The organism is Streptococcus parasanguinis, from assembly GCF_001073155.1.
Taxonomy (GTDB): domain Bacteria; phylum Bacillota; class Bacilli; order Lactobacillales; family Streptococcaceae; genus Streptococcus; species Streptococcus parasanguinis_D.
On the sequence record NZ_JVEE01000033.1, the window covers coordinates 1 to 12680 of the forward strand.

The following is a 12680-nucleotide window of genomic DNA, read 5'->3' on the forward strand; positions in this document are numbered from 1 at the left end:
CGGTAATTCGTTAGAATTTGATTTCGTCGTCCCACCTCCGCACAGTTGAGTAGGGCTGTAAAAACTGATGAAATCAGCGTAGTAGAGCCCACTCAACCACTGCGTCTTGCTCGACAATCCAAAAATAATTGAGAGGCTAGGACTTTTGTCCCAACCTCTTGCTTTTATGCATGCTCCAATCCTTTTCGTGTATTTTCCTTAATGGTTTCGGCTGAATGGAGTAATTTTTCTTTTTCTTCTTCTGTCAAATGCAAGTCCAATCGTTCAAGAATTCCTTTTCGACCTACAATTGCTGGATAGCCAAGGTAGGTTCCATATTCTGGACGATAGTTAGACACTGGCATCTCCTCGTGACTATCATTGATCACAGCTTCTGCTAAGCGTTGGGCTGCTGCTGCAATCCCAAAGTTGGTATAGAATTTACCAAAGAAGACCGTGTGGCCACCGCGCAAGGACTCGTAGTTGATGGTGTCAAGCTCTTCTTGAGAGAAGAGATCGGTAATGGCGTGTCCTTTGACACGGACCTGACTCCAAGCGACAAATTGAGAATTTCCATGCTCACCGAGGTTGTAACCTGATACACTGGCAGGGGAGACCTGCAAACGATCCGCAACTGCGCGCTTCATTCGAGCTGTATCCAGTAACGTCCCTGTCCCAATCACCTGCTCTTTTGGAAGGCCGGTATATTGTTGATAAAGTTGAGTGACGGCATCAACTGGATTGGTCACTACCAATAAGACCCCGCTAAAGCCAGAAGCCTTCAAATCACGCGCTACTTGCACCACTTGCTTGCTGGTATAGGGAAGCTCCGCAAAACGGTCATCAGTGTTATTAGCCTGCAACTCAATATTTCCAAGAGTCGACACTACGACATCCGCGTCTTTTAAAGCCGCGTAGTCATTGACCGTGATATGAACCGGATACCCTGTATTGGCAACCGTATCACAGAAATCCAAGGCATCTGCCTTGACCTTTTTCTCATTGGTATCAATCAAGACCAAGTGATCACAGGTGTGTTTCAAAATCATGCTGTGGGCCAAGGTGGCACCCACATGCCCCAAACCAATAATACCAATTTTTCTTGTCATCAGAATCCTCTTTTCTAGTATCGATCACACTGTTGGTGAGGATAGCTCTTTGTTGACTCTATTCTACCACAATTCTAGAAAGGCGGATTGAAAAAATGGGAAAATTTTCAAGTTTTTTTCAAAAAGAAAAGAGGCAGTGCCTCTTTTAACGGCTCAGGAAAGAAGAGTTTCAATCTCTTCAAGCGACAAACCCGTCATCTCCGATATCAGATCAGGCGTCATTCCTCGCGAGATCATCTCGCATACCAACTGTTTACGGCCTTGTTCCAAACCTTGTTCCAGACCTTCTTCACGCGCTTCGTCTATAGCCGTCTCCAGGGTCATATCATAATTTTCTTGAATACGAATCCGCTCGTCTATCATGGTCTTCTCCTCCTTGGTCCAGCTAGATGAATCCAGTAATGAATCTGCGTGGGCGACAGCCTGACTGGGAGCTTTTGTAAAGGGAAGATTCCCAAAAAACTCTAGCCACTGTCTGCCTGCATCTGTCAGGTTCTCATCTTTATTATACTTGTCTAGCTCTAAAAAGGCAACCTGCAGAAGATTTTGGTGCTTGCCATTCTTATAATAGGCCTTAAGTTGCTTGCCGGACCGGCTATTGGTCAGCCAGTATTTATTGATGGCGGCCTCTTCGTCCAGTAAGAGCGACTTCTCCAAAATTGCAATCCCATAGACTGGCTCCATCTGCTCGTACATCTTATGCGTTTGGCCTTGCTGGCGCAGTTTTTGCACATTCTCCACCAGCTGATTGGCCAAATAGTAGTGGAACCGATTCAAGAAATACTGCTGCTTGCGAATCTGGATCTCGATGATCACCTCGGTCCCGTCGTGGAGCTTGGCTCTCACATCCACCGCAGTGGAGAACAAATCATCCTCCTCATAGGCCATGCTGTGGGGCTGGCTTCCTTCCACAATCTGAGCGTCCGCTACATCCAGCTCCAAAATGTCCCTAATAAATGCTGCCGTCACCTCCGGCAAACTAAAAATCTTCTTGGCCATGATATCCAAGGTCGGCGATACATGCGCGTGTCTTTTCTGCATCCCTGCTCCTTTCCGATAAAAAATAGAGGGAAAGTCACTCTACTTCTATCATTCGAAAAAAATTTGGGAAATAGGAAGCATCTTATCTTGTCGCCTTTTTTAATGCTTGTTGAAGTTCTTCATCAACCGCATAGACATATAGCCCGTTAACTCCACGGGTGAGCAGAACATTTAACTCATTTCGCAATAATGTTTCTCCGTAATTAATCATTTCACCTGATTCAAGTTTTCTGTTTTGAACAGCACTTTTATTTTTGCTTTCACTTATATCAAAAATAATTTTCCCGTCTCTATATTTGACAGATGGGCCAATGATAACTCCCACATAATTTAGATCAAATCCCTGAACGGTAAACGTTGAGCCAATTTCATGAATCGTTTGAGACTGCTCTATCCAGGATAAATGTTTAGATTCTTTTTCTTTTGCAAGTTGTCTGTTCCACGGACAAGACCAGTCTCCGATACGGACACACCAATAGTCAGAATCCTTCGGTTTTGATTGACTACTATATTCCCAATCATAGGTTGCTGTTAAGCGTGAAATCCCTAAACTCTGATTATCATTTTTTTCCTTGATTGCACTTTGAAGTTCTTCAGGAGAATCAAAAACTCTAATATCATAATCATTATCAATTGGAACCTCATTTACAACTCCAACATCAATCAGGTTCCTTATCCACTCAACTGTTTCTTTAGTTGCATGGATACGCATTTGGTTATGTAGCGTAATGAGATTTCCTTTTAAATTGGCTTCATGTTCCAATTTCAAGAAAGCATCATCTGTCCATATTTGGGATTTGTTCATGATCTGATTTTCATCATAAACAAGTACTACTACTTTTGATTTAGAAAGTAAATCATTTAGATGATTCCCACCTAGATAAGCTTGATTTTTTGCAGTCAATAATAAATGACCTTCATCAACCACTACAATTCCAGCATCAGTTTTTTCTTTTTTCAGAGCATTTAAAAATTGAGTTGGTTTCATCACAACATTAATATTTGATCCACTCTTCCATTCCAATTTTTTCTCAATTTCTTGGTAAACACTGAGTTGATCATCATGATTCACAACCAAATTGATATCATTGTTCTCACGAATCATTTGAGTATCTTCAGAATTCAACAAATCATCGATGAGGGAACTCATCAAAACCGTTTTCCCTGCACCAGCATCACCCTTTACTAAAATTAGAACTCCTGTTTCATTTTTACTAATGACAGATGTAATTTTGAGCAATATTTCATTTTTGGCCTTCACTTGTTCATCTGTTAACTTATGAAATGGAGAGGATTTAAATATCGCTGAATTTCGAATAAAACTTTCTGCTGGGAATAAATAATGGTTTTTCCGATTTAGGGTTCTCCATATCTTTGAGAAAATCTCGTCTAACTCTTCGGAAGTATAATATTGGTTTTGAGGATTTCCTCTTCTATTCTGAACCCTTTCAACTTGGTCAACACTTGATAAGTAAAGCATTAACCTATTCTCAATATCCAAGGTCAAAGATTTATTGAAATGGTTGTGTCCAATAACAAACATTTTAGAGGTTTTAGATTGTTCAAATTGTCGCCAATCTTCTCGGTCTTTCTTTATATCATCTGATAGGTGCTGATTTGTTCTACGAATGATATCTGTTGTTTCTCCGACATAAACACTATACTTGTTTTTATTCTCATCGTTTACGATGTATACAGTTGGATAATCAAAGATAAGCTTAGAATGTTTCGGAGCAATCGTTTCTTTTAATTGATCAAATGTTCGATTTGAATAATCGATTTCTATAACTACGGGTGATTGAATATTGCTCATTTTTTCTCCAAGTCCGTATATTTTTTATTATTTCCCTTGCTTAATTCTACAGGATATTTTTTTGCATTTATATCAATTTTCTCTTTTATAATTTCTTCTACATCCAGATTCAAATTATCTGCTAACATGAAAGAATACATAAAAACATCCGCAAGTTCTTCTTTGATTTCTTTTAATGACTTTTCAACTACTTCCTCTGATTGTTTCCACTGAAATAGTTCCAACAATTCGCTCGCTTCTAGTGAAATCGAAATGGCTAAATCTTTTTCATTATGAAACTTTCTCCAGTCACGTTCATCTCTAAATTGATTAATTAAGTCGATTAATTCTTTCATCCGTCTATCCTTTTCCTGTACATAATCTCCTATTATTATAGCATGTTTGGGAAAGAAATTAACGCTTTCAAAGCATTTTGTTGGGATTTGGCGCAAAAAAACGAACCTGGTCTGGTCCGTTTTTTCTTAGTCTAATTGAATCCCTTTTTCTGCTAGGTTATCCAGGCATTCTTGGAGGTAAGTGTCCTGATGCTCTGGATAGATAGGGGTGCTCAAGCCTTCTTCTTCCAGCTCTGGGTAGGCTGGGCAGGTCTTGCCTCGGTAGGTCGGTTCCCACCACTCTGGGCTGACCTTGTAGCCACGAGCGGTCATCTCCTCCATGATCAGGCGGTGATAGGCATAGAGGCGATAGGGCGAGTAGTCAAAGACATAGTTGACCGTCGCATGCTTCTTGCCCCAGCCATTGCCTCGAAGGGCGCAGCATTCCCGGTGTTGGCCGAGAAGCTGGGGACGAGGGAGTTTGCTGATCAAATCTTGGTGCCACAGTCTCATCTATAACCTCCTAGTAGCGTCGAGTCTTGCAAGTAGCGATTGGGGTAGCGCTCTAGGAGCGTTTGGATCCCCTTGATGAGATCCTCTTGGCTAGCTTGCCCATGCTGGTACTTCTCAAGTAGCAACATGAAGTCGGCCTTTTCCTCAGGAGTCGCCTGCTTTTTGAAATAGCCCCAGATATGCTGGAAGGCATTGGAGACCTGGCCACGATTTTCCGGCAAGGCTAGTGCTTGCTGGATCAGGTCCTCGACATGGCTGACCTCCACCTGGTCTTGCTTTAGGTATTCCCGGATCTCCTTGTAAATGTTGCTGGAATGACTCAACACTAGGTATTTATTTTTCGCCCATAGGACTTGGCAGTGATGTTTTTGATCCACTCGTGTCTCCTTTTGATCTTCTCTATCAATAGTCCTCCCATTATACCATGGAAATGAGTGAAGTTATAAAAAAGAGGCTGGGACAAAAGTCCTGGCCTCTCAATTGTCTTTAGATTGTCGAGTAAGACGCAGTGGTTGAGTGGGCTCTACTACGCTGATTTCATCAGCTTTTACAGCCCTACTCAACTGTGCGGAGGTGGGACGACGAAATCGAATTCTAACGAATTACCAATTTCTGTCCCACTCTCTCTTTCATGGATTACAAGGCTGTGATGGCTGTGATCAACCCAAAGATGATCCCTGGTGCATTGGCTGCAGCAAGTGGGATATCGCGTTCTTTTTTAAAGAGTCCGTAATAGACCCAAAGGCTACAGTTGATAGCGGCAACTAAAGGTTGGACAAAGTTTCCTTTGTGACCAGCGAGGTTATCCATGATTTGTGGGAAGTAAGACACGTACATCATCACAGACATAAAGGTCGCAACCCAACCAAGAATTTTCATTTGTTTTTCATTCATTTTCAAAATACCTTTCATTTTTTGAGTACGCACTATTCTAACGCTTGCCCTGTTCAAATGCAAGTCTTTTTTCAAATGTTACCGAACTGTAAAGTGTCACAATCTTGTGATTTTGCGGGAAGATGGATTTCTCTTCGAGAGAGTCTTCTCTCTAGTAATTATTTTAGACACTTTGTCTATTTTTTTTGCAAATATAATCATTTTCATCTTGAATAGCATGCAAATTAATTGCATTATCTTCCTACTTATGCTATCTTGATACACAGAGGTAAAATTTTATGAATAAACAAAAAATCAACCAAATCGTTGGCTCGATCGGTGCCTTTATTGGGATTATCGTTTTCATTGCCTACATCCCACAAATTATTGCTAATTTACAGGGAAACAAGGCCCAACCTTTCCAACCCTTGTCAGCTGCTATTTCTTGCTTGATCTGGGTCATTTATGGTTGGACAAAGGAACCTAAAAAAGACTGGATTTTGATCATTCCGAATTCGGCAGGTGTCATCCTAGGAGGATTGACTTTCCTTACATCACTTTAATAGAAAGCGAACAAAGACTGAACTCGACTGGTTCAGTCTTTTTTATATCCCTTTGAAAAGCAAAAACAATCGCTGTCGATTTTCGCAAAAAAGCCCGCTATGAGCAAGCTAAAAAAATTGACAATTCTTTTCTTTGAATAACCTATGCTGGATTATTGTGCAAAAATATCCAAATAATATCTGATTATTATTAGAGTACATTGAAACTTTCCGCTGTGAGAAAAGTGCCTGAAATAATTATGTTTCAGGCACTCGGAATTATTGAGACCTTAGGCTCAATAATTAGTCATGGAACTTCTTCGAAGTTCGCTGACGTCCGTACTCACCTAAGGAAAGTTTCTAATTTAATTTGAGTTTCTTTTCCTAAATCTGCACAATCTTACGATAGCTCCGAGAGGTGATCCAAAAGACGATTAGGTAGGTGATGAGAAAGACGGCACAGACACTGAGGGTCACGATGAGGACTTGGCCACTATTGATGACACCGAGCACTTTGAGAATGAGGCGGATCATATGGTAGGCAAAGGCCAGGTGGACAAAGGCAAAGATGAGGGGGAGGAAGAAGACAGTCCGCACTTGACGGTTGATGGTCCGTTTGACCTCATCTTCATCAAGCCCTACCTTTTGGAGGATGACGAATCGGTCACGGTCTTCATAGCCTTCTGAAATTTGCTTGTAGTAGATAACGATGACTGTTCCGACCATAAAGATCAATGACAAGAAAATACCGATAAAGAAGATGCCACCAAAGAGGCTATTCAACTCTGCCACATCATTGGCACGGTTCCCCCCATAGACAAATGTTCCTTGGGCCTGTTGGCTACTCAATTCATCGATCATCTTGTCATAGCTGGCTGCCAGCTTGAGTTGCTGGTCTTCGTCAACATTGACATTGAAGCCACCGTAGATATTGGTATTGATGGCAAAATCCGGAAACTGAGCGACAAAGGCTGAAAGGTCTGGCACGACCAGGTAATTGAAATCCTCCGTCAGCATATTAAACTGATTTGGAACATGATCGGTGATAAAATCCTGGCTCACTTCTTCCTTGACTTGGAAGTCTTGCCCATTGATGGTGAACTGCTTTTGCCCTATCAGAGCCTTGTTATGAGCAAAGAGGATGACTTGGTTGCCGGTCAGATCAACGTGTTCTCCTGTCATTTGTTCATAACTAGCTGCATCAAAGACCATAAAGACGGTTTTAGGAGTGACGCTGCGTTCATCAGCTGGATAGACGGTGAAATCCGTGCCCTTTTGTGATTTGACCCCAAAGTTGGCATAGGTCATCAGATCGCGATTTTTGATCTCAAGATGATGCTCAGACGCAAATTCATCAAATTTCTGATTAATCTGCTCCAGGTCTACCCCTTTTCCTTGGACTGAGAAATCATGAGGAGCCATGATTTTCTTGACCATTTCGCTACCGACATAGATGTTGGTGGCAGCAGAGATCGTCACCAATACCATGGTCGAGAGGATGGCAATAGTCGCAAGGCCCACTGCATTCTTCTTCATGCGATAGATGAGGTTAGAGACCGAGATCATATTGTTGGGTTGGTAATAATAGTTCTTCTTTTTCTTAAGCAGGTGCAAGAAGACGGTGATCCCCGCATTAAAGAGCAGGTAGGTCCCGATCATGACCAAGATAACGGCTAGAAAGAAGGTCACAAGCGCAATAATGGGGTCTTTGACAGACACAGCTAGGTAGTAGCCAAGACCGAGAGAGGCTAGGCCCAGGATGGTTTGGGGCCACAAAAAGCGGGCTTTCTTTTCGCCACTTGCTTTCTCACGAGTTAGTTGCAGGGCATTCAAACGGAGAATGCGCCAAGCATTGAGAAGAACCAAAAGGCCAAAGATGAGACCAAAGGTGACAAAGACCAGGACGACAATCCCAGGTTGGAAGGTAGATACCAGCTGGACCTTCATTTTCATGAGTTTCAAGAGGAAGGCAAAGATCAGCTTATCAAAGAGGGCTCCGATCAAGACACCGGCTGAGACAGTTACAAAGCCAAAAATCAATAGTTCCTTGAAGATCATGCTGATGAGATGCTGTTTCTCAAGACCAAGCATGCTGTAGATTCCCAGCTCTTTGGAGCGGTTTTTCATGACAAAGCTATTGGCATAGAGCACAATGATAGCACCCGCAGCATTGACCACGAAGAATCCCAAGCTGAGAGTGAACACTATAGAAGATCCTCCTCGAAGCTCGTGAATGTGGGGATTAAAGGTCAGGGAGTCAAAGAGGTAGGCGATGGTCACTGCGAGAATGACCGCAATCGCAAAAGGATAATAGAGCTTGCGGTTCTTGATCAGATTGGAGCAAGCTAATTTAGTGGTTAATCGTAACATCTACTCCACCTCACTTGCCATGACCGTCAAGGTATCCGAGATTTCTTGGAACATCTGACGCTCTGTTTTTTCCCCGCGGAAGATCTGGTTGTAAAGGATCCCATCCTTGATAAAGAGCACGCGCTTGGCCCTCGCTGCTGCGGCGGTTGAGTGGGTCACCATGAGGATGGTTTGTCCCATGCTATTGATATCTTCAAAGACATCGAGCAAAGCAGCCGAAGATTTGGAATCCAGCGCCCCTGTTGGCTCATCAGCAAGGAGAATTTCAGGTGAGGTGATGATGGCCCGTGCTACAGCCACCCGTTGCTTTTGCCCACCAGAGATTTCGTAAGGATATTTTTCTAAGAGCTGGTGAATGCCCAACTCCCAACTCACGCTATCCACCTTACTCATCATTTCCTTAACGGATCTGCGTGAGAGGACGAGAGGGAGAAGGATATTGTCCTTGACGGACAAGGTATCCAGCAGGTTGAAGTCTTGAAAGACAAAGCCTAGTTTTTCCCGACGAAAGCTCGAGGCATCCTTGTTCTTGATAGTTGAAGTATCGGTACCGTTGAGGTAGACACGTCCTTCGGTCGGCTGGTCCAGCATGGCCAGGATATTGAGGAGGGTTGATTTCCCGGATCCTGATTCCCCCATGATAGCCACGTACTCACCTTTTTCCACGGTAAAATGGATATCCTTTAAGGCTTCAACCTGCGTTCCTTGAAAGCGGGTTTTGTAGATCTTTTTGATATGTTGAACATCTAGTAATGACATACTTTTCTCCTTTTACTAGTAGATCAAGAAAAATTCTTGGGTTTGTTGCAGGACTTGGAGACCAAATTCCGTCTTTTCCAGATCGGTTTGGTTATTTGGTTTCTTAATCTTTTTGGGTTGTTTCATCCATTTCAAGAGTTTCATTTTCTTGACCTCCTTCATTTGATGAGACTATTGTATAAAAAATAAAAGGCGGCTACCATAACCTAACCTTTCATTTTGACCTTTATTTCTTACATTTTTGTAAGATGGGGAATCTTAATCCATGACCAACTTCTTCTCTTCAAAGCGAATGGCAACGGTCGTGCCTTGGCCGACCTCTGAATGGAGAGTGATCCTGTGGCCCAATTGCTCTGCGATTTTCTTAGATAGATAGAGCCCCAGCCCTGAAGATTGCTGGGTCAGGTGGCCATTGTAGCCGGAGAAGCCCCGCTCAAAGACGCGAAGGACATCGCTATTTTTGATCCCAATCCCGCTATCTTTTATATAGAGAGTCTGGTCTTTAAAATAGATTTCAATTCCACCGGTGCTGGTGTACTTGAGGCTATTGGACAAAAGCTGCTCGATGATGACTAGGAGCCACTTGCGATCGGTGATGACCTCCTGCTCCAAATCATGCAGATCCACGGTCAAGTTCTTTTGGATAAAAAAGAGGGCATACTTGCGGACTACTTCTTTGACCAAATCTTCTACCGACACGCGCTTTAAGACCAGATCATCATGAAAACTCTCCAGTCGCAGGTACTGCAAAACCAGATTGGCATAGGAATCAATCTTAAAGAGCTCCTGCTCCATCTGCTGCTTGACAATGGGTGTCTCGACATCTTGCACCAAGAGCTGGCTGGCCGCAATGGGCGTCTTAATCTGGTGAACCCAGAGGGTATAGTAATCCATCAGGTCATTGAACTTGGCCTGGGCGGTCTTCCCTTCCTCCAGGCGCGCCTGCTGTTCTTCCGTGTATTTTTCATAAAGGAGATGTTCCAGAGGTGAGGCAACCTCTATTTCCTCATAAAGTGCGGCTTTACGATAGTCTTGAAAGGTCATGGCGAAATCCCAGATCAAGACACAGAAGGCAAAAAAGCCTAGCACTAGGGTCGCATAGAGGAAAACCGTCCCCGTCTCTGGAAAGAGATAGGCAAAGACCAAATCGACGATCAAAAAGATGACCAATAGATAGAGTAGGCGCCTGCGGGATACCACATACTGCCAGAAAATCGTTCCAAATTTATTCATGGGTCAACCCGTAACCGATGCCTTTCTTGGTTTCGATGAAGTTTGACAAGCCAGCCTCCTCTAGTTTCTTGCGAAGGCGGGCCACATTGACAGACAAGGTATTGTCATCAATAAAGAAGTCGCTATTCCAGAGCTCCTTCATCATGTCATCGCGTGCCACGATACTGCCCGCATGCTCAAACAGGACGCGAAGGATCTGAAATTCATTCTTGGTCAACTTGATGACTTCCCCTTCATACACCAAGTCCGTAGACTTGAGATTGAGGATGGCTCCCCGGTGCTCCAGCAGATTTTGATCTGTCCCAAATTCGTAGGAGCGGCGCAAGAGACCTTGGACCTTGGCAAGGAGGACATTTTGGTCAAAGGGCTTGGTGACAAAGTCGTCTCCACCCATATTGATGGCCATGACAATATCCATGGCTTGATCCCGTGAAGAAAGAAACATGATCGGAACCTTTGAAACCTTACGAATCTCCTGGCACCAGTGGTAGCCATTGTAGAGAGGCAGGCCAATATCCATGAGGATCAAGTGGGGGTCACTTTCGACAAAGATCCCGAGGACATCCATAAAATCTTCTACTGCAACCACTTCATAGCCCCATTGTTCCAATAATTGTTTGACCTGTTGGCGGATAATTTCATCGTCTTCCACTAAGAGAATTTTATGCATGGCTTTCTTTCCTTCTTTTTTTCTTCTTCCTATTATAACAGATTAAACAGCAGAGAAAAAGGCTGTTTCATAGGGAAAGAAGAACTGGCTCCTCCTTTCTTGATGGGAGGCGCTTTTTCTCCATCCATTTTTGTGCTATACTGAAAGAAATAAGACACGGGAGGCACAGATGTCGACGATTTTTGATTACCTAAAAGAAGTGACTTATGATTCCATATATGACCGTCCCTTCAATGAACTGGATGTTCTCGCTTTGACAGAGCTGACCTATCTGCCCTTTGGACACATTGTACCTCAAGGAGATACAACAGGAATCCCAGTGCGCCTGTCTGATGCGATGGAACTGATCGATCGGACTACCGATTTTATCGTGAGTAACCAGCACCTCCAATTAGTCGATGAGTTGGCTACTTCAAAGCGCTTTAAGAACATCAAACTCCTCAACTATGTCGATGAGTACGATCCCGATGTGCAAAAACAGTTTGCGGCCATGACCTATCGGCTTAGTCTGGATACGTATTTGGTCGTTTTCAGAGGGACGGATGATACCTTGATCGGCTGGAAGGAAGACTTCCACATGACCTATATGAACCATGTTCCAGCTCAGAAGCGCGCAGCCAGCTACCTGCAACATGTCATGAAGGAATTTCCAAAAGGACATTTCTTAGTAGCCGGTCACTCCAAAGGGGGAAATCTCGCAACCTATGCCTGCTCGTATCTACCTGATTCCTTATTTGAACGGGTCGACGCGATCTACAGCTACGATGCTCCTGGCCTCAACAAGGCCATTATCGAAACCGAAGGCTACCAGCGCACGTCTCCAAACATTCGGCGCTTTGTCCCTCAGGGATCCATCGTTGGCATGATGTTGGAAGTGCCAGAACCGACGACCATTGTCAAGAGTCGCGCCTTTGGTGGCTTTGCCCAGCACGACGCCTTCACTTGGGAAATCAAGGACTACAGCTTTGTGACCGTTTCAGAAACCAGTCCAGATAGCCAGCAGACCGATCTGACCTTGAAGCAATGGGTTCGCGAAACATCGGCAGAGGAGCGCAAGAAGTTTTTTGACACCTTTTTTGGCATTTTTCTGGATGCCGGTATCACTTCCATCAATGACCTAACGGATCTCAAACAGCTAGCTAAGGCCAAGGAAATCCTCCAAAATGCCCAGGATTTGGATCCAACCGAGCGGGAAATGCTAGAACGCTTAGCCAAGCAGCTCATCGATACCCGCTTTCAAGCCTGGAAAAAATGGCAGACTGTCCCCCGCATCCTGGTTCAAATGACCGCATTTTTCAAGCGAAAAAAAGCAGTCGAGTTTCCCTCACCACTGCTCCTGGAGCACAAGGAGTGAGGCTCAACAACTGAAAAAAGAGACCACTTCTTCTATTCACTAAAATGCAAAAAGAGGCTGGGACAAAAGTCCTAGCCTCTCAATTATTTTTGGATTGTCGAGCAAGACGC

The 12680-nt window shown here is 43.7% G+C and carries 14 protein-coding genes; 2 read left to right on the plus strand and 12 right to left on the minus strand.

The annotated features are described in order from the left end of the window. Nucleotides 1–164: 164 nt before the first annotated feature. From ADH92_RS05480 to ADH92_RS05510, 7 genes are all read right to left on the minus strand, one after another. Entirely contained in the window at nucleotides 165–1088 is a 924-nt protein-coding gene (locus ADH92_RS05480) for an L-lactate dehydrogenase (protein WP_049497695.1), read from the minus strand. A gap of 153 nt (nucleotides 1089–1241) precedes the next feature. Continuing rightward, complete coding sequence (locus tag ADH92_RS05485) at nucleotides 1242–2129, minus strand: Rpn family recombination-promoting nuclease/putative transposase (protein WP_049497697.1); 888 nt, start codon at nucleotides 2127–2129, stop codon at nucleotides 1242–1244. 82 nt (nucleotides 2130–2211) lie between these two features. Beyond that, a complete protein-coding gene (locus tag ADH92_RS05490; RefSeq protein WP_049497699.1) occupies nucleotides 2212–3942 on the minus strand; it encodes a DUF2075 domain-containing protein in 1731 nt (576 codons plus the stop codon). Then, nucleotides 3939–4277 (minus strand): nucleotide pyrophosphohydrolase, encoded by a 339-nt coding sequence (locus ADH92_RS05495; RefSeq protein ID WP_003006111.1) that lies wholly within the window; start codon nucleotides 4275–4277, stop codon nucleotides 3939–3941. Before ADH92_RS05495 ends, ADH92_RS05490 begins: the two co-directional genes overlap by 4 nt. Nucleotides 4278–4403: 126 nt before the next feature. Continuing rightward, entirely contained in the window at nucleotides 4404–4769 is a 366-nt protein-coding gene (locus ADH92_RS05500; RefSeq protein ID WP_049497702.1) for a TIGR02328 family protein, read from the minus strand. After that, complete coding sequence (locus ADH92_RS05505) at nucleotides 4766–5146, minus strand: YbgA family protein (protein ID WP_049497704.1); 381 nt, start codon at nucleotides 5144–5146, stop codon at nucleotides 4766–4768. Before ADH92_RS05505 ends, ADH92_RS05500 begins: the two co-directional genes overlap by 4 nt. Before the next feature lie 259 nt (nucleotides 5147–5405). Then, complete coding sequence (locus ADH92_RS05510) at nucleotides 5406–5663, minus strand: SemiSWEET family transporter (RefSeq protein ID WP_003006102.1); 258 nt, start codon at nucleotides 5661–5663, stop codon at nucleotides 5406–5408. Between the two features lie 278 nt (nucleotides 5664–5941). Here ADH92_RS05510 and ADH92_RS05515 point away from each other — a divergent pair, with 278 nt between their 5' ends. Beyond that, nucleotides 5942–6205 carry a SemiSWEET family transporter gene (locus ADH92_RS05515; RefSeq protein WP_003012241.1) on the plus strand — a complete coding sequence of 88 codons (264 nt, stop codon included), beginning with the start codon at nucleotides 5942–5944 and terminating at the stop codon, nucleotides 6203–6205. A gap of 363 nt (nucleotides 6206–6568) precedes the next feature. Here the strand turns inward: ADH92_RS05515 and ADH92_RS05520 are convergent, their stop codons facing one another. The 5 genes from ADH92_RS05520 to ADH92_RS05535 form a co-directional block, all read right to left on the minus strand. Further along, nucleotides 6569–8554 (minus strand): ABC transporter permease, encoded by a 1986-nt coding sequence (locus ADH92_RS05520; RefSeq protein ID WP_049497707.1) that lies wholly within the window; start codon nucleotides 8552–8554, stop codon nucleotides 6569–6571. Then, the gene (locus ADH92_RS05525) at nucleotides 8555–9313 is read right to left on the minus strand and encodes an ABC transporter ATP-binding protein (RefSeq protein ID WP_049497710.1); all 759 of its coding nucleotides are present in this window, start codon (nucleotides 9311–9313) and stop codon (nucleotides 8555–8557) included. It abuts the gene before it with no gap. A gap of 15 nt (nucleotides 9314–9328) precedes the next feature. Beyond that, on the minus strand, nucleotides 9329–9457 hold the full coding sequence (locus ADH92_RS11505) for a hypothetical protein (protein ID WP_256263169.1): 129 nt from the start codon (nucleotides 9455–9457) through the stop codon (nucleotides 9329–9331). A gap of 114 nt (nucleotides 9458–9571) precedes the next feature. Next, nucleotides 9572–10546 (minus strand): sensor histidine kinase, encoded by a 975-nt coding sequence (locus tag ADH92_RS05530; RefSeq protein WP_049497713.1) that lies wholly within the window; start codon nucleotides 10544–10546, stop codon nucleotides 9572–9574. After that, a complete protein-coding gene (locus ADH92_RS05535) occupies nucleotides 10539–11216 on the minus strand; it encodes a response regulator transcription factor (RefSeq protein ID WP_003006080.1) in 678 nt (225 codons plus the stop codon). The genes ADH92_RS05530 and ADH92_RS05535 overlap by 8 nt, the downstream gene beginning before the upstream one ends. A 169-nt stretch (nucleotides 11217–11385) precedes the next feature. Between ADH92_RS05535 and ADH92_RS05540 the strand changes: the two genes are divergently transcribed. Further along, complete coding sequence (locus ADH92_RS05540) at nucleotides 11386–12570, plus strand: DUF2974 domain-containing protein (RefSeq protein ID WP_049497717.1); 1185 nt, start codon at nucleotides 11386–11388, stop codon at nucleotides 12568–12570. Nucleotides 12571–12680: the final 110 nt, after the last annotated feature.